The organism is Pseudomonas flavescens (genome assembly GCF_013408425.1).
Classification (GTDB): Bacteria; Pseudomonadota; Gammaproteobacteria; order Pseudomonadales; family Pseudomonadaceae; genus Aquipseudomonas; species Aquipseudomonas fulva_A.
Genome location: NZ_JACBYV010000001.1, coordinates 3,723,588 through 3,739,124, shown reverse-complemented (window position 1 = coordinate 3,739,124; position 15,537 = coordinate 3,723,588). Strand labels below are relative to the sequence as shown.

At 62.5% G+C, this 15,537-nt stretch carries 17 protein-coding genes; 13 read left to right on the top strand and 4 right to left on the bottom strand.

Annotation, left to right across the window (positions count from 1 at the left end; translation table 11 throughout):
• The first annotated feature begins 21 nt into the window (after positions 1-21).
• Both FHR27_RS16690 and zapE read left to right on the top strand, forming a co-directional pair.
• On the top strand, positions 22-1,371 hold the full coding sequence (locus tag FHR27_RS16690) for a tryptophan--tRNA ligase (RefSeq protein WP_042556344.1): 1,350 nt from the start codon (positions 22-24) through the stop codon (positions 1,369-1,371).
• A 119-nt stretch (positions 1,372-1,490) separates the two neighbouring features.
• The gene (gene zapE / locus FHR27_RS16685) at positions 1,491-2,585 is read left to right on the top strand and encodes a cell division protein ZapE (RefSeq protein WP_042556345.1); all 1,095 of its coding nucleotides are present in this window, start codon (positions 1,491-1,493) and stop codon (positions 2,583-2,585) included.
• Positions 2,586-2,649: 64 nt separating this feature from the next.
• Here zapE and FHR27_RS16680 read toward each other — a convergent pair whose 3' ends face one another.
• Positions 2,650-3,666 carry a GlxA family transcriptional regulator gene (locus FHR27_RS16680; protein ID WP_042556346.1) on the bottom strand — a complete coding sequence of 339 codons (1,017 nt, stop codon included), beginning with the start codon at positions 3,664-3,666 and terminating at the stop codon, positions 2,650-2,652.
• 128 nt (positions 3,667-3,794) lie between these two features.
• Here FHR27_RS16680 and nfi point away from each other — a divergent pair, with 128 nt between their 5' ends.
• Positions 3,795-4,502, top strand: coding sequence for a deoxyribonuclease V (gene nfi, locus FHR27_RS16675; protein WP_179539110.1), 708 nt, complete (start codon positions 3,795-3,797; stop codon positions 4,500-4,502).
• A gap of 267 nt (positions 4,503-4,769) precedes the next feature.
• Here nfi and FHR27_RS16670 read toward each other — a convergent pair whose 3' ends face one another.
• Positions 4,770-5,807, bottom strand: coding sequence for an NADP(H)-dependent aldo-keto reductase (locus tag FHR27_RS16670; RefSeq protein WP_179539109.1), 1,038 nt, complete (start codon positions 5,805-5,807; stop codon positions 4,770-4,772).
• A 247-nt stretch (positions 5,808-6,054) separates the two neighbouring features.
• On the opposite strand from FHR27_RS16670, the gene rplM reads away from it, so the two are divergent.
• The 10 genes from rplM (at position 6,055) to FHR27_RS16620 (ending at position 13,135) form a co-directional block, all read left to right on the top strand.
• Positions 6,055-6,483 carry a 50S ribosomal protein L13 gene (gene rplM, locus FHR27_RS16665; RefSeq protein ID WP_042556349.1) on the top strand — a complete coding sequence of 143 codons (429 nt, stop codon included), beginning with the start codon at positions 6,055-6,057 and terminating at the stop codon, positions 6,481-6,483.
• A gap of 14 nt (positions 6,484-6,497) precedes the next feature.
• Positions 6,498-6,890, top strand: a complete 393-nt coding sequence (gene rpsI, locus FHR27_RS16660; protein WP_042556350.1) for a 30S ribosomal protein S9 — start codon at positions 6,498-6,500, stop codon at positions 6,888-6,890.
• A gap of 455 nt (positions 6,891-7,345) precedes the next feature.
• The gene (gene petA / locus FHR27_RS16655) at positions 7,346-7,939 is read left to right on the top strand and encodes a ubiquinol-cytochrome c reductase iron-sulfur subunit (RefSeq protein ID WP_042556351.1); all 594 of its coding nucleotides are present in this window, start codon (positions 7,346-7,348) and stop codon (positions 7,937-7,939) included.
• Positions 7,939-9,165, top strand: coding sequence for a cytochrome b (locus FHR27_RS16650; protein WP_042556352.1), 1,227 nt, complete (start codon positions 7,939-7,941; stop codon positions 9,163-9,165). Before petA ends, FHR27_RS16650 begins: the two co-directional genes overlap by 1 nt.
• Positions 9,165-9,947, top strand: coding sequence for a cytochrome c1 (locus tag FHR27_RS16645; protein ID WP_179539108.1), 783 nt, complete (start codon positions 9,165-9,167; stop codon positions 9,945-9,947). The genes FHR27_RS16650 and FHR27_RS16645 overlap by 1 nt, the downstream gene beginning before the upstream one ends.
• 140 nt (positions 9,948-10,087) lie before the next feature.
• Positions 10,088-10,705 (top strand): glutathione S-transferase N-terminal domain-containing protein, encoded by a 618-nt coding sequence (locus tag FHR27_RS16640; RefSeq protein ID WP_042556354.1) that lies wholly within the window; start codon positions 10,088-10,090, stop codon positions 10,703-10,705.
• Between the two features lie 50 nt (positions 10,706-10,755).
• Entirely contained in the window at positions 10,756-11,169 is a 414-nt protein-coding gene (locus tag FHR27_RS16635; RefSeq protein WP_042556355.1) for a ClpXP protease specificity-enhancing factor, read from the top strand.
• A gap of 292 nt (positions 11,170-11,461) precedes the next feature.
• Positions 11,462-11,827 carry a BON domain-containing protein gene (locus tag FHR27_RS16630; protein ID WP_042556356.1) on the top strand — a complete coding sequence of 122 codons (366 nt, stop codon included), beginning with the start codon at positions 11,462-11,464 and terminating at the stop codon, positions 11,825-11,827.
• Positions 11,828-11,888: 61 nt separating this feature from the next.
• Positions 11,889-12,086, top strand: a complete 198-nt coding sequence (locus FHR27_RS16625) for a CsbD family protein (RefSeq protein ID WP_042556357.1) — start codon at positions 11,889-11,891, stop codon at positions 12,084-12,086.
• Between the two features lie 170 nt (positions 12,087-12,256).
• The gene (locus FHR27_RS16620) at positions 12,257-13,135 is read left to right on the top strand and encodes a hypothetical protein (protein ID WP_179539107.1); all 879 of its coding nucleotides are present in this window, start codon (positions 12,257-12,259) and stop codon (positions 13,133-13,135) included.
• Here the strand turns inward: FHR27_RS16620 and FHR27_RS16615 are convergent.
• Positions 13,125-14,321: an FAD-dependent monooxygenase gene (locus FHR27_RS16615; protein WP_042556359.1), complete on the bottom strand. Its 1,197-nt coding sequence runs from the start codon at positions 14,319-14,321 to the stop codon at positions 13,125-13,127. The genes FHR27_RS16620 and FHR27_RS16615 overlap by 11 nt on opposite strands.
• Positions 14,318-15,535: an MFS transporter gene (locus tag FHR27_RS16610; protein ID WP_179539106.1), complete on the bottom strand. Its 1,218-nt coding sequence runs from the start codon at positions 15,533-15,535 to the stop codon at positions 14,318-14,320. The genes FHR27_RS16615 and FHR27_RS16610 overlap by 4 nt, the downstream gene beginning before the upstream one ends.
• Positions 15,536-15,537 lie beyond the last annotated feature (2 nt).

Sequence of the window (15,537 nt, the reverse complement as noted above, 5' to 3'; positions counted from 1 at the left end):
CCTCCTGTTTAAGCGATCGTCATGACCACTCGTATTCTTACCGGCATCACCACCACTGGCACGCCGCACCTGGGCAACTACGCAGGGGCAATTCGCCCGGCCATCGTCGCCAGTCGCAGCCCCGACGCGGACTCCTTCTACTTCCTCGCCGACTACCACGCGCTGATCAAGTGCGATGACCCGTCGCGCATCCAGCGTTCGCGCCTGGAAATCGCGGCCACCTGGCTGGCGTTGGGCCTGGATACCGACAGGGCGACCTTCTACCGCCAGTCCGATATTCCGGAAATCACCGAGCTGTGCTGGCTGCTGACCTGCGTGGCCGGCAAGGGCCTGCTCAACCGTGCGCACGCCTACAAGGCCTCGGTCGACAAGAACGTCGAGCAGGGTGAAGACCCGGATGCCGGCGTGACCATGGGCCTGTTCAGCTACCCGGTGCTGATGGCAGCGGACATTCTGCTGTTCAATGCCCTGAAGGTGCCGGTCGGTCGCGACCAGATCCAGCACGTGGAAATGGCCCGTGATATCGGTCAGCGCTTCAATCACCTGTTCGGCCAGGGCAAGGATCTGTTCAAGCTGCCCGAGGCGGTGATCGAAGAAGATGTGGCTACCCTGCCGGGCCTGGACGGCCGCAAGATGTCGAAGAGCTACGACAACACCATTCCACTGTTCTCCAGCTCCAAGCAGTTGAAGGATGCCGTGGCGCGCATCGTTACCGACTCCAAGCTGCCCGGCGAGGCGAAGGACCCGGACAATTCGCACCTGTTCACCCTCTACCAGGCCTTCGCCGCACCGACCCAGCAGGCCGATTTCCGCGCCGCGCTGCTCGGCGGCCTGGCCTGGGGGGAAGCCAAGCAGGCGCTTTATGAGTTGCTGGAGGCCGAGTTGGGCGAGGCGCGCGAGCGCTATCACACGCTGATCGCCCGCCCTGCCGATCTCGAAGACATTCTGCTGGCTGGCGCCGCCAAGGCCCGGCGTATCGCCACGCCGTTCCTCGGTGAGCTGCGCGAGGCGGTCGGCCTGCGCTCGTTCCGCAGCCAGGCGGCCAGCACGGACGCCGTGAAGAAGAAGGCCGCCAAGCGCGCCCGCTTCGTCAGCTTCCGCGAAGAAGATGGCAGCTTCCGTTTCCGCCTGCTGGATGCCGATGGCGAGCAACTGCTGCTGTCGCCATCCTTCGCCGATGGCAAGGCGGCGGGGCAGGTGAGCAAGCGCCTGCAGGCCGGCGAGCCGCTGGATATCCGCGTGCAGGGCAATGCCTTCGGGGTGTGGCTGGATGAGCAGTTGGCCGGTGAAAGTCCTGCATTCGCCGATGCGGCTGCAACCGAAGCCGCTGTCGTCCGTTTGCGCGAAGCACTGGCGCCGGAAGAAGCCTGACACCTATCGGCAGCTGGGCGGTCTGAGACCATGGCCCCGCTGCCGATAGGGCCAATTTGCCAATCCCCGGGGGCGTCGTTAAAGTGTCGCCCCCGCTTCATTTGCCCGGTTCACGCACTATGACTCCGCTCGAACGCTACCAGGCCGACCTCAAACGTCCGGACTTCTTTCACGATGCCGCTCAGGAAAAGGCCGTGCGCCACCTGCAGCGTCTGTACGACGAGCTGGTCGCCGATGATCGCAGCAAGCCCGGCGTGCTCGGCAAGCTGTTCGGCAAGAAGACCGTTACCCCGGTCAAGGGCCTGTATTTCTGGGGCGGCGTCGGCCGCGGCAAGACCTACCTGGTCGACACTTTCTTCGACGCGCTGCCGTTCAAGGAAAAGGAGCGTACTCACTTCCACCGCTTCATGAAGCGCGTGCACGAAGAGATGCGCACCCTCAAGGACGTCAAGAACCCGCTGACCGTGATCGGCAAGCGCTTCTCCGAGCAGTTCCGAGTGATCTGCTTCGATGAGTTCTTCGTTTCCGACATCACCGACGCGATGATCCTGGCGACCCTTCTCGAGGAGATGTTCAAGAACGGCGTGACCCTGGTATCGACCTCCAACATCGTGCCGGATGGTCTCTACAAGGACGGCCTGCAGCGTGCTCGCTTCCTGCCGGCCATCGAGCTGCTCAAGGTGCACACCGAAATCGTCAACGTCGACAGCGGTATCGATTACCGTCTGCGCGCGTTGGAACAGGCCGAGCTGTTCCACTTCCCGCTGGGCGAGGCTGCCGAGCAGAGCCTGGAGAAGAGCTTCAAGAGCCTGCTGCACGAGAAGGCCAGCGTTCAGGAAAACGAAGCGCTGATGATCGAGAATCGCGCCATCAACGCTCGCCGTGTCGGTGGTGACGTGGGCTGGTTCGACTTCCGCGAGCTGTGCGACGGCCCGCGTAGCCAGAACGATTACATCGAGCTGGGCAAGATCTTCCATTCGGTGATCCTCTCCAACGTCGAGCAGATGAGCGTATCCAAGGAAGACATGGCGCGCCGCTTCATCAACCTGGTGGACGAGTTCTACGACCGTAACGTCAAACTGATCATCTCCGCCGAAGTGGAGCTCAAGGATCTGTACACCGGTGGTCGCCTGAGCTTCGAATTCCAGCGCACCCTCAGCCGTCTGCTGGAAATGCAGTCCCACGAGTTCCTGTCGCGCCCGCACAAGCCCTGATCGGCTGTGCCGAGGCCGTAGTCCCGCTTCCTGATAGGAAGCTTGGCCTGCGGCCTTTTTCGTTTCAATTGCCGCTGAGCACCTGCTGGGCCTGTTGCTGGAATTGCTGGCGATACTGGTTCGGCGACAGGCCGGTGTGCTGGCGGAACAGGCGGGCGAAGAAGCTGGCATCGTCGTAGCCGATCTCGTAGCTGACGGTCTTGATGCTCTTCGGTGACGACGACAGCAGCCCCTTGGCCGTTTCGATGCGCAGCCGCTGCAGGTAGTACAGTGGCTTGTCGCCGGTGGCGGCGTGGAAGCGGCGCATGAAGTTGCGGATGCTCATGCCATGCTCACGGGCCACGTCCTCGAAGCGGAAGCGCTCCGCGAAGTGATCCTCGAGCCACTGCTGGATCTGCAGGATCTTCGGGTCCTGATGCTGCTTCTGGCCGCCGAAGCCGATGCGCCCCGGGGTGTAGCTGCGGCGTACTTCGTAGAGGATGTCACGGGCCACGCTCTGCGCCACGCTGGTGCCGCAGAAGCGCTCGATCAGGTAGATGTACAGATCGCACGCCGAGGTCGGACCGGCGACGCAGTAGAGGTTGTCGGCGTCGGTGAGGTGCTTGTCCTGGTTGAGTGCCACCGCCGGAAAACGCGTGGTGAACTCATTGAAGAAGCGCCAGCAGGTGGTCGCCTCCTTGCCGTCGAGCAGCCCGCTGGCTGCCATCCAGAACACGCCATTGGCTTCCCCGCACAGGCTGGCGCCTGCGGCATGGCGCTCGCGCAGCCAGTCGAATACGTGCGGATAGCGGCTGCACAGGGCGTCGTAATCGTCCCAGAATGCCGGCAGGATGATCAGCTCCGACTGGTCGTCGAGCGCGCCGTCCACCGGTAGCTGCACGTCGCTGAAACTGCGCACCGGCAAACCGTCCGGGCTGACCAGGCGAACCTCGAAGGTCGGTACCAGCCCGAGCCCCTGCTGCTTGCCATGGCGCAGGCCGGCCATATGAAAGAAATCTCTGGCTTGCATGAGGGTCGAAGCGAATACGCCGGGCGTGGCGAGAATGCTCACGCGAGTGAGCGAGGATGGCTGGCTGGGCATGGCTGTTTTTCTTGTTCTAGTAATTGGGTCAGCTGATGGTAAAGCCGTCAGGCTGTGGCTGAATCGTCTTCTTTTATTCCGGCTGCGTCCAGTCTGGTCTTGTCATCTTCGTCTTGGGAGCCACCGCCATGATTGCCTTTTCCGAACTTGCCGCCTCGCCATTCGCCGACTGGGATGGCACTCCGGCTGCTGCGAGAGTCCTGCAGAAGCAACTGGCCGAGCAGGTTCACCTGAAGGATGACTATCCGCCGCTGCGGCTGCTGGCGGGTGTCGATGTGGGCTTCGAGGAAGGCGGTGAAATCACTCGCGCTGCGGCGATACTGCTGGATGCCGAGACCCTGCAGCCACTTGCCGAGTGCGTGGCGCGGATTCCCACCAGCATGCCGTACGTGCCGGGCCTGCTGTCGTTTCGCGAGCTACCGGCACTGATCACGGCGCTGGCGGGGTTGCCGCAGGAGCCGGATCTGATCGTGGTCGATGGCCACGGCATCGCCCACCCCCGGGGGCTGGGTATCGCGGCGCATCTTGGGGTGGTCAGCGGCCGGCCGACCATCGGCGTGGCGAAGAAGATCCTTACCGGTCAGCATGGGGAATTGGGGGAAGAGCGGGGCGACAAGGTCGAATTGCTTGACCGTCAGGGGCGACAGATCGCCTGGATGCTGCGCAGCAAGCGCAAAGTGCGACCGCTGATCGTTTCGCCTGGCCACCGGGTCGGTATGGACAGCGCGGTGGCGCTGGTGCTCGACTGGGGCAGGGGCTATCGCTTGCCGGAACCGACGCGGCTGGCCGACCGCCTGGCATCGCGGCGCGATACCAAGGGGCCGAAACTTCTTTAGCCAAGGTTGCCTGCGCCGCGGATTCGGTGGGCTGAAGCCCGCCCCAGGGTAGGGCGCTCTAGCTGTAGGGTGGGCTTCAGCCCACCACCACAAAGCCCACGGCCCGAAGCGCTGAAGCGCATGCTTTGCACGTCCAGCCACCGTCGGCGTTGAATGGCTTTGGTGGGCTGAAGCCCCGCCCTCGGTTCATGCCCCTGGGCCGGGCGGCGATCCGCTTGCGCCCACCACGAGCAACCGCCCGCCGCTGGTCCGGAAGAACGGTCGCCGTCAGGGCGCCGGGTTCGGCTGGGCCTTGTGGATCGCTTCGATACCGTCCAGCACCGCATCGCTGAGCTTCAGCTCGCTGCTGGCCAGGTTGGATTCCAGTTGCTGCCGCGAGGTGGCGCCGATGATGTTGCTGGTCACGAACGGGCGACTGGTGACGAACGCCAGGGCCATCTGCGCCGGATCCAGGCCGTGTTCGCGAGCCAGGGCCACGTAGCGCGAGCAGGCCGCCACGGTCTCCGGTGCGTTGTAGCGCGCGAAGCGGCTGAACAGGCTCAGGCGGGCGTTCTCCGGGCGGGCGCCGTTTTCGTATTTGCCGGACAGCATGCCGAAGGCCAGGGGCGAGTAGGCCAGCAGCCCGCATTGTTCGCGAATCGCCACTTCCGCCAGGCCCACCTCGAAGCTGCGGTTGAGCAGGTTGTAGGGGTTCTGGATGGATACCACACGGGACATGCCCCGGCTCTCCGCCAGTTGCAGGAACTTCATGGTGCCCCACGGCGTTTCGTTGGACAGGCCGATATGGCGGATCTTGCCGGCCTTGACCTGCTCATGCAGGGCATCGAGGATTTCCTCGATGGGCGTGAAGTCGCTGTCCTGGTGCGTGTAGCCGAGCTGGCCGAAGAAATTGGTCGGGCGCTCCGGCCAGTGCAACTGGTAGAGGTCGATCCAGTCGGTCTGCAGGCGCTCGAGGCTGGCGTCCAGCGCCGCCACGACATGCTGGCGGTTATGCTTGAGCTGGCCGTCACGAATGTGGGTGATGCCGTTGCCGGGGCCGGCTATCTTGCTGGCCAGGATCCAGTCGGCGCGGTCGCCGCGCTGCTTGAAGTACTCGCCGATGATCTGCTCGGTCTTGCTGTAGGTCTCGGCGCGTGGCGGGACCGGGTACATCTCCGCGGTATCGATGAAATTGATGCCGTAGGCCTTGGCGCGATCGATCTGCGCGAATGCCTCGGAGGCTTCGTTCTGCTCCCCCCAGGTCATGGTGCCAAGGCACAGGGCGCTGACATTGAGATCGGTTCGGCCGAGCTGGCGGTATTCCATTGGGGCGTCCTCTGACAAAAGACTCATACAAGCAGGTTGAAATTTTTTTCGCAATCAGGATAATCCGCCTCCTCTTTCTGCGGTGGAAGTGATGCGCCGCCTGCCGAAGAATCTTGCCGTACGCGGACGCGCTGACCCGAGCCCCCGAATAGCGCCCGCATCCGGCTGCCTTTGACTTGTCAAAGTACGCACTATTCAGTAAGATCCGCCGTCTATTTTTGCTGGGCGGCCCCTGAGGCTATAAAGAATGAAAACTTTTACCGCTAAACCAGAAACAGTAAAGCGCGACTGGTTTGTGATCGACGCTGCTGGCCAGACCCTGGGTCGTCTGGCTACTGAAATCGCTAGCCGCCTGCGTGGCAAGCACAAGCCCGAGTACACCCCTCACGTTGACACCGGCGACTACATCGTCGTCATCAACGCCGAGCAGGTTCGTGTGACCGGTGCCAAGACCACCGACAAAATGTACTACTCGCACTCCGGTTTCCCGGGTGGCATCAAGTCGATCAGCTTCGACAAGCTGATCGCCAAGGCGCCTGAGCGCGTGATCGAGACCGCGGTCAAAGGCATGCTGCCGAAAAACCCGCTGGGTCGCGACATGTACCGTAAGCTGAAAGTCTATGCGGGCGCTGCTCACCCTCATACTGCTCAGCAGCCTCAAGAACTGAAGATTTAACGGAATAGTTCATTATGTCGGCGACTCAAAATTACGGCACTGGCCGTCGCAAGACTGCAACCGCACGCGTTTTCCTGCGTCCGGGCACTGGCAAGATCTCCATCAACAACCGCACCCTGGACACCTTCTTCGGTCGTGAAACTGCCCGCATGGTAGTTCGCCAGCCGCTGGAGCTGACCGAGATGGTCGAGAAATTCGACATCTACGTTACCGTTATCGGTGGCGGTGTGAGCGGTCAAGCTGGTGCGATCCGTCACGGTATCACCCGCGCTCTGATGGACTACGACGAGACTCTGCGTCCGGCTCTGCGTAAAGCAGGCTTCGTGACTCGCGATGCTCGTGAAGTAGAACGTAAGAAAGTTGGTCTGCGTAAAGCGCGTAAGCGTCCTCAGTACTCCAAGCGTTAATTCGCTGCTGTACTCGAAAACGCCCAGTCTCCTCACGGAGCTGGGCGTTTTTCATTTCTGCTCTCAGCCTCGCTTCACCCCCTACTCATCGCTTCGTTGATGCGCGTCATGAGTCGTCCTGGCGGCCTGTGCGAATCTCGCGCCGGATTGCAGCCAGGCTGATCTGGACGCACGCATACCGGGACCTCTGTCCACCCAATCCGCTGATCGCCGCCACGGGCAATGACCTGCTTCGGCCGTCGGGCTGTGGGAATGGATTAAAGTCCATGGCCAACGTCGAATCGATTGTGGCCCTGTACCGCAGCGTCACAGCTCACGCCCTGCAAGTGTTGCGGCCCTTCGGGAAGACCCTTCTCGATGGGCTTTCATGACCATCTGGCCGCATCTGCGCGCGACCAACACTTACTTATTAGAGGCCTGAACAACAGGCCGGAAAGCCGATGGGAGACGACTGAATGAGCAATGACGGCGTGAATGCGGGCCGGCGTCGCTTTCTGGTGGCAGCCACGTCAGTGGTTGGCGCTGCCGGAGCGGTGGGGGCTGCAGTTCCGTTTGTAGGGTCGTGGTACCCGAGCGCCAAGGCCAAGGCCGCGGGTGCTCCGGTCAGGGTCAATGTCGGCAAGATCGAGCCGGGACAGCAGATGGTCGCCGAGTGGCGGGGGCAGCCGGTGTTCATCATGCGGCGCACCGAGGAGATTCTGAGCAACCTTGGCAAGATCGAGGGGCAGTTGGCTGATGCGGACTCGAAAAGCTCGGTGCAGCCCTCCTACGTCGATCCGAAGACGCGCTCGATCAAGCCGGAAATCCTCTTGCTGGTCGGGCTGTGCACGCACCTGGGCTGCGCACCGTCGTTCCGGCCGGAAGTGGCGCCTGCCGATCTCGGCGAGAACTGGGTCGGCGGCTATTTCTGCCCGTGCCACGGTTCGCGTTACGACCTCGCCGGACGCGTCTACAAGTCGCAGCCGGCGCCGCTGAACCTGCCGGTGCCGCCGCATACCTACGAGTCGGCTGACGTGATCATCATCGGCGTGGATCAGGAGCAAGCATGATGAGCAAATTCATGGAGTGGGTGGACGCACGCTTTCCCGCCACCAAGATGTGGAACGACCACCTCGCCAAGTACTACGCACCGAAGAACTTCAACTTCCTGTACTTCTTCGGCTCCCTGGCCCTGCTGGTGCTGGTCAATCAGCTACTCACCGGCGTGTGGCTGACCATGAGCTACACACCCACCGCCGAAGGTGCCTTCGCCTCGGTCGAGGGCCTGATGCGTGACGTGCGCACCGGTGATACGCCTCACGGCGCGATCCTGCGCTACATGCATTCCACCGGCGCGTCGGCGTTCTTCATCGTCGTCTATCTGCACATGTTCCGCGGCCTGCTCTACGGCTCGTACCAGAAGCCCCGGGAGCTGGTGTGGATCTTCGGCATGCTGATCTACCTGATGCTGATGGCCGAAGCCTTCATGGGCTACCTGCTGCCCTGGGGGCAGATGTCCTACTGGGGCGCCCAGGTGATCATCTCGCTGTTCGGTGCCATTCCGTTCATCGGCGATGCGCTGACCGAGTGGATCCGTGGCGACTACCTGATCTCCGGCATCACCCTGAACCGTTTCTTCGCCCTGCATGTGGTGGCCCTGCCGATCGTCATTCTCGGCCTGGTGGTGCTGCACATCCTGGCGCTGCACGAGGTCGGCTCGAACAACCCGGATGGCATCGACATCAAGAAGCACAAGGACGAGAACGGCATTCCACTCGACGGCATTCCCTTCCATCCGTACTACACGGTGAAGGATATCGTCGGCGTGGTGGTGTTCCTCTTCGTGTTCTGTTTCGTGGTGTTCTTCTTCCCGGAAATGGGCGGCTACTTCCTCGAGAAACCCAACTTCGAACAGGCCAACCCGTTCAAGACCCCCGAACACATCGCGCCGGTCTGGTACTTCACGCCCTTCTACGCGATCTTGCGGGCAATCCCCGACAAGCTCATGGGGGTGATCGCCATGGGCGCCGCCATTGCCGTGTTGTTCGTGCTGCCCTGGCTGGATCGCAGCCCGGTCCGCTCGATGCGCTACAAGGGCTGGCTGAGCAAGCTCTGGCTGCTGGTGTTCTGCGTGTCCTTCGTCATCCTCGGCGTGCTGGGTGTTCTGCCGCCGACTCCGGGCCGTACGTTGCTGTCGCAGGTGTGCACCTTCCTGTACTTCGCGTACTTCATCCTGATGCCCTTCTACACCAGGATGGAAAAGACCAAACCGGTTCCTGAAAGGGTGACAGGCTGATGAGAAAGCTATTTGCTGCATGTTTAGTCGTATTGCTGCCTGCTCTGGCCCTGGCAGCCGGTGGTCATGGCGTGACGCTCGACAAGGCCGACATCGACCTGACCGACAAGGCGGCGCTGCAGGATGGCGCGCGTACGTTCGCCAACTATTGCATGGGCTGCCACAGTGCCAAGTTCCAGCGCTACGAGCGGGTCGCCGAGGACATTGGCGTGTCCGCGGAGCAGATGATGGACAATCTGGTGTTCACCGATGCCAAGATCGGCGATCACATGAACATCGGCATGAAGCCCGAAGACGCCAAGCGCTGGTTCGGCGCCGCGCCGCCCGACCTGACCCTGGTCGCCCGGGTGCGTGGCAACGACTGGCTGTACACCTACCTGCGTACCTTCTACGACGATCCGGCGCGGCCCTTGGGCGCCAACAACCTGGTATTCCCCAACGTCGGCATGCCCAACGTGCTGGGCGGCCTGCAAGGTCGTCAGTACATGGGCTGCAAGCAGGTGCAGGTGGTTGACGACGGCAAGAAGCAGTACGACCCGCTGACCGGCACGCCGCTCACCCACGAAGCCTGCGATCAACTGGTGCTCGAGCCGAACAGCGGCATGCTCAGCCCGCAGGCGTTCGATGACAAGGTACGTAACCTGGTGACCTTCCTCGCCTACTCGGCGGACCCGAACAAGCTGCACCTGCAACGCATCGGCACCTACGTATTGCTGTACCTGGCTTTCTTCTTCGTGTTCGCCTATCTGCTCAAGCGCGAGTACTGGAAGGATGTGCACTGACCGCAGCTGAACGACGTACAGCCTTGTCTTCGCTTACGTTTTCCAACGGCTGCTAAACGCATCCGGTATCATGGCCGACCTGCGCGTTTCCACTGGGGGCGCGCAGGTTTTTTTGTGCTCGAGAAATCTGGAGGATCGCCTTGGCTGCGACCAATAGGTTGGCCTGTTATTCCGACCCGGCCGACCACTATTCCCACCGCGTACGCATCGTGCTCGCCGAAAAGAGCGTCGTCGCGGAGATCATCAGCGTCGAGCAGGGCCGCTCTCCGACCAAGTTGCTGGAGGCCAATCCTTACGCGAGCCTGCCGACGCTGGTCGATCGTGATCTGGCGCTGTATGAGCCGACGGTGATCATGGAGTATCTGGAGGAGCGTTATCCCCACCCTCCGCTGATGCCGGTTTACCCGGTAGCCCGTGGCAACACGCGCCTGCTGATGCACCGTATTCAGCGCGACTGGTGTTCGCTGGTCGACCTGATTCTCGACCCACGCAGCAAGGAGGCCGCCCGTGTCCAGGCGCGCAAGGAATTGCGCGAGAGCCTGACCGGGGTTTCCGCGCTGTTCGCCGAAAAGCCATTTTTTCTCAGCGACGAGCTGAGCTTGGTAGACTGCTGCCTGTTGCCGATCCTCTGGCGCCTGCCGGTGCTGGGGATCGAACTGCCAAGGCCGGCCAAACCGCTGCTCGATTACATGGACCGGCAGTTCGCTCGCGAGAGTTTTCGCCAGAGTCTGTCCGCCGTGGAACGAGACATGCGCTGACCCATTTTCCTTGCGCGCCGTAGGTGGCGTGTTCAAGCCCAGGAGGTTTGATGAACTCCAGTCGTCCTTATCTGATTCGCGCGCTTTACGAGTGGATCGTCGACAACGATTGCACGCCCCATCTGCTGGTCAATGCCGAATATCCAGGCGTGAAGGTTCCGCCAGGCTTCGTCAGCGACGGGCAGATCGTGCTCAATGTATCGCCCACCGCCGTGCGTGAGCTGGCCATGAAAAACGACGCGGTCAGCTTCGAAGGCCGCTTCGGTGGTGTCGCGCACAGCCTGTTCGTACCGGCACCTGCTGTGCTGGCGATCTATGCGCGAGAGAATGGCCAGGGCATGGTCTTCGATCTGGAGCCGCCAGTTACGCAGGCCGAGGTCGAGGATGTGCAGGACGAGCAGGGGCCACCTGACGACGAGCCGCCGCGGCCGAGCGGTCGACCAAGCCTCAAGGTCGTCAAATAGACACGATCTCGTGCTCGAATCGGAAAGCCGGTCAATCGACCGGTTTTTTTGTGGCTGTCGCTCGGGGTGACCCGGCAGGTGTAATGGCGATTTGAAATTTCGTGCAATCTGCCTGAGTGGTTTCGCTGGAACATGCAGTTTGCACGGAAAATGCAATTCTGTTTGTCTATTAAGTTATTGTTTTTAAAGGATTATTTTTTTTAAAAAAAGTGGCACAGCGCTTGCGATAGGTATTGGGCAGCCACAGCCGGTAGTTGGATGTGGCCAACTCGAATAATCAGGAGTGTTACCCATGAAACAGCCAATCAATAAGTTCGCTTTTGCCGCTATCACTGCGACCGCCCTGAGCTTGTCCGTGGCGGGTACCGCTTTCGCCGACACCTACAGCAGCACCCAGCCGACCATGCTGGCTGCTAACACCATGGACAAGGCCGAAGAAGCGGTTTCCGATACCTGGATCACCAGCAAAGTGAAGTCGACCTTCCTGGCTGACGACGGTCTCAGCGCTCTGGACATCAAAGTCGAAACCAACAAGGGTGTAGTTGCCCTGTCCGGTGTCGTGGCTACCGAAGCCGAGCGTGACCTCGCTGTCGCCAAAGCCAAGGAAATCAAAGGCGTTCAAGCTGTTTCGGCTGACGGCCTGAAAACTGCCGACTGATCATGTTTCCGGGCAGGCTCGATGAGCCTGCTTTCTTCCCTGTACAGAGGAGAGTTGAATCATGAATTCCGACATTATCAAAGGTAAGTGGAAGCAGCTCAGCGGTGACATCAAGACCCGCTGGGGCAAGCTGACCAACGACGACGTGGATGTCGCCGAAGGCCATAGCGAATACCTGGCTGGCAAGTTGCAGGAACGCTACGGCTGGACCAAGGAAAAGGCAGAAGACGAGTTGCGCGATTTCCGCAGCAAGTACTGACTTGCCGCTGGCGCTCGATACGCCACCGTTTTCATGAGAAGCCCCGGCCGCAACGCCGGGGCTTTTCGTTTTTCGGCGTCATGACCGACAGCCCCGGGGCGAGCCACCAGGTTCAAGTTTGCCTGCCATCAGCCGATACCCTGACACATTCGCCAGGCACAGGACGTAGCATGTCGACTATCACGCCCGCCACCACAGGGCCTGTCAGAACGACCCCGGCTCGTGCCTCGGGTGAGGCGGCTGCAGCTCCCTCGACCGTTGCCAGCGAGCCCGACAAGCAGCAGCCGTCGGTCACCCTGACCCTCAGCGACTACGCGCAAAAGCGCATGAAAACCATGCGTGAAGCATCGGCCAAGCTGCGCTCCATGCAGGCCAACCAGCAGGAGTCTCGCAAGGAAGCAGCCCGCCAGCGCCTCGAAGACATCAAGAAACGTATCGAGATGCTCAAGCAACTGGTCATCGCCCTCGGCCCTGCCGCGGCGAAAGGCGCGTTGCGGCAGATCAAGCAACTGGCTCAGGAACTGGGGCAGGCGGCCGCGGTGCTCAAGGAGCCCTCCGGCAGTTCCACCACCGTGAATGCGAATGCCGGCGCCGCTCCGGCGTCTGGCGTGAATGTCGAAGGCGCTCAGGCAACCGAAACGGCCACGGCAGTGGAAGCGATCAGCGAGGTGCCGTCGGAGGTCGAAGCCGACCCCGAGGCCGCAGTGGTGACTGCTGCAGCGGCGCAAGAAGCGTCTACCGAGGAGGGCGATGCAGAGGCCGACGGCGACGAGCAGCCACAAACCACCACGGAGCGCGCCCAACGTGGCCGAGACGACCAGCAGCGCCGTGCCGATGCCGAAGAACTGAAAAAGGTCGCTCGCCAGCTCAAGCAATTGCTGGCCATGGTCAAGGCGCAGCTCAGTGCCGAGCCGGATGAGGAAAGCAGGAAGCTGCTCGGCGATATCGACAAGCAGCTCGCCGATGTGGAAAAGGCTGCCGGCGATATGGGCGGCGGCGGTGTCGCCATCTCGGTTGCCATTGGTTCCACGCTGTCGGTCAGTGTCTGAGCTGATTCGGCGCGGCATCGACCCGCTGTGCCAGTGGCGTGCGTTTGAGCCGCTCGAAGGTGCGGCGCAGTAGCCAGGCAGTGAGAGAGGCAGGCATCAGGCGCATGGTCCAGTTGCGCAGGTGCCAGGCGCGCCGCGTCAGTGGCGCGTACCAACCCGCCATGCGCGGAGCCAGCGCCTGCAATTCATCGATATCCGGACGCAAGGTGGCGTCGTAACGGGCCAATGCCGCGCAGTCGAAGCTCTTGCTCAGTTCATCTGCCAGCAGCCAGGCCCCGGTGAGGGCCATGCTGGCGCCGCGGCCCGAGGCCAGGGTCAGGCAATGGGCGGCATCCCCGACCAGCACCAGACGCCCTTGATGCCATTGCGGCAAATGCACTTGCATCAGGTGATCGAGATAGAAGCCCTGATCGTCCGGCAGGGGGGCGAGCAGGTCGAGTACTGCAGGACTGGCCTGAGAGAAGGTCTCGCGCAGCACGGCCTTGCGTCGTTGCGCCGGGATGCGGCTGCTATCCTGGCTGTGCCATAGCCACAAGGTAGCCAGCAGCCCGGGGCGCATGCTGTAACACTCGACCACATAGCCTGGCTCGGAAAACGATAGGTGGCGTTCCCCCCCGGCCGCCATGTCACCGTCCACGATGAACGATGCGGCGTTGTAGCCCAGAGAGCGCAGGCAGCTTTCGTCGTCGGCGAAGGCGCGTCGGCGCAGGTCGGAAAAGCAGCCCTCTGCACCCACCACGAAGGCGAAGCGTTGCTCGCTGCCATCATCGAAGCTCACATCGACGCCTTCGGCGTCTTCTTCATAAGCCTGCAGGCAAAGGCCGAAACGTATCTCCACCTGGCCGTCGAGGGCATCGTGCAGCACCTGCACCAGATCGTCGCGACAAACGGGCAGGAGGTTGAGGTTGCGCAGGTGTCGGCTATGGTCGACCAGCAGCACGTCGCGGTTCTGGCTGTCACGGAACAGCGTGCGACCCAGATTGACGCTGTGCCCACGCAACTTGTCGACGATGTCCATGCGCTCGGCGATGCTGTAGCCGGTGCCACCCAGGCTGAGAACGAAGCCGTCATGACGCAACTGTGCAGCCTTCTCCACGATGACCGGGGTGAAGCCGCGCTGTTTGAGCCACCAGGCTGTGGCCAGACCGGCGATGCCGGCGCCAAGAACGAGAATGGGAGCGCTCATGAACCAAGGGTTTCCTGTGTCGAGTGGGTAGTGGGGCGCGGCTGCTCGTCGAGCAGGCGATGGATGCCGATCAGTCCCGCCAGCAGCAATGCGGCGGTAATCAGGAAGCGCCCGTCGAAGCCGACCCAGTGGGCCAGCCAGGCGCCGCCCAGGCCGGCGAGCAGCCCGATCCAGGCATCGGTGCACTGCAGCAGGGTGACGTCGGTACCCGGTTGCCCGGGGTCGGCCCACTGCATCATGCGACTGTAGAGCGCGACGAAGATCAGCCCGGTGGCCAGATTGGCCAGGCTGAAGGCGACCACCAACTGGGCTGCACCGATCTGTTCCCAGCGCTCCCCGGCCAGCAGCCAGAGGCTCACGCCGAGCAGGACCAACAGGCCGGCGCACCAGCTGTGGCGATTGCCGAAGCGCTGCAGCAGCGCCGGTGCCGCCAGGCTACCGAGCAGGCCCATGCCTATGCACCAGGCTTCCAGAGCGCCGGCCTGGGTCAGGCTCAGGCCCCTGTCTATCCAGTAGGCGGACGCCATGCCCAGCATCAGCCGCGGTCCGCATTGCGCTAGCAGCACCAGCCCGGCACGCCGACGCATCACCGAACGCCAGGCATGGCGCAGGCTGGGTCTTGCCAGAGCCGAGCCAGTATCGACGCGGGGCAGGGGCAGGCTCAGCAGTGGTAACAGGCACAGGGCGAGCAGGGCGCCGAGCACGAGGGTCCCGGCGTGCCAGCCATGGCGATCGAGCAGGGGAGCGGCCAGTAACCCGGCAAGCAGGTAGCCGAGGTAGCTGCCGCCGATCTGCAGCCGATTGAGGGTCGGGTAGGCTTGCTCTGGCAAGGCCGCTACGGCAAGGCCGTCGCTGGCGATATCGCCACTGGCGGCGCACAGCGCTGCCAGCCCCAGCAGGCCGAGCGCCAGAGGCAACTGCTGCACCGGGTCGATGCTGGCCAGCGCGAAGATGCAGGCCAGCAGGCTGCCGTAGCACAGCAGCAGGCAGGTACGCCGCTGCTCGCGGCACCAGCGGTCTACCTGCGGAGCCCACAGCAGCTTCAGTGCGTGGGGCAGAAACACCAGGGCCACGAGGCCGATGCTGTCCAGTCCGACGCCCTCGCGGCGCAGGTAGGCAGGTAACAGCTGCAGGCTGAAGCCACCGAGCAGTCCGAGGCTGGTGTACTGGCCGAGCAGCAGCACGTGAATGCGGCGAGAGGCTGACAGGGCCATGG

Excerpts from the sequence above, each read along its gene's own strand:
- rpsI (WP_042556350.1), top strand. The coding sequence starts at position 6,498 with ATGTCGGCGACTCAAAATTACGGCACTGGCCGTCGCAAGACTGCAACC.
- petA (WP_042556351.1), top strand. The coding sequence starts at position 7,346 with ATGAGCAATGACGGCGTGAATGCGGGCCGGCGTCGCTTTCTGGTGGCA.
- FHR27_RS16635 (WP_042556355.1), top strand. The coding sequence starts at position 10,756 with ATGAACTCCAGTCGTCCTTATCTGATTCGCGCGCTTTACGAGTGGATC.
- FHR27_RS16615 (WP_042556359.1), bottom strand. The coding sequence starts at position 14,321 with ATGAGCGCTCCCATTCTCGTTCTTGGCGCCGGCATCGCCGGTCTGGCC.
- FHR27_RS16690 (WP_042556344.1), top strand. The coding sequence starts at position 22 with ATGACCACTCGTATTCTTACCGGCATCACCACCACTGGCACGCCGCAC.
- nfi (WP_179539110.1), top strand. The coding sequence starts at position 3,795 with ATGATTGCCTTTTCCGAACTTGCCGCCTCGCCATTCGCCGACTGGGAT.
- FHR27_RS16620 (WP_179539107.1), top strand. The coding sequence starts at position 12,257 with ATGTCGACTATCACGCCCGCCACCACAGGGCCTGTCAGAACGACCCCG.
- FHR27_RS16670 (WP_179539109.1), bottom strand. The coding sequence starts at position 5,807 with ATGGAATACCGCCAGCTCGGCCGAACCGATCTCAATGTCAGCGCCCTG.
- rplM (WP_042556349.1), top strand. The coding sequence starts at position 6,055 with ATGAAAACTTTTACCGCTAAACCAGAAACAGTAAAGCGCGACTGGTTT.
- FHR27_RS16630 (WP_042556356.1), top strand. The coding sequence starts at position 11,462 with ATGAAACAGCCAATCAATAAGTTCGCTTTTGCCGCTATCACTGCGACC.
- FHR27_RS16650 (WP_042556352.1), top strand. The coding sequence starts at position 7,939 with ATGAGCAAATTCATGGAGTGGGTGGACGCACGCTTTCCCGCCACCAAG.
- zapE (WP_042556345.1), top strand. The coding sequence starts at position 1,491 with ATGACTCCGCTCGAACGCTACCAGGCCGACCTCAAACGTCCGGACTTC.
- FHR27_RS16625 (WP_042556357.1), top strand. The coding sequence starts at position 11,889 with ATGAATTCCGACATTATCAAAGGTAAGTGGAAGCAGCTCAGCGGTGAC.
- FHR27_RS16680 (WP_042556346.1), bottom strand. The coding sequence starts at position 3,666 with ATGCCCAGCCAGCCATCCTCGCTCACTCGCGTGAGCATTCTCGCCACG.
- FHR27_RS16645 (WP_179539108.1), top strand. The coding sequence starts at position 9,165 with ATGAGAAAGCTATTTGCTGCATGTTTAGTCGTATTGCTGCCTGCTCTG.
- FHR27_RS16610 (WP_179539106.1), bottom strand. The coding sequence starts at position 15,535 with ATGGCCCTGTCAGCCTCTCGCCGCATTCACGTGCTGCTGCTCGGCCAG.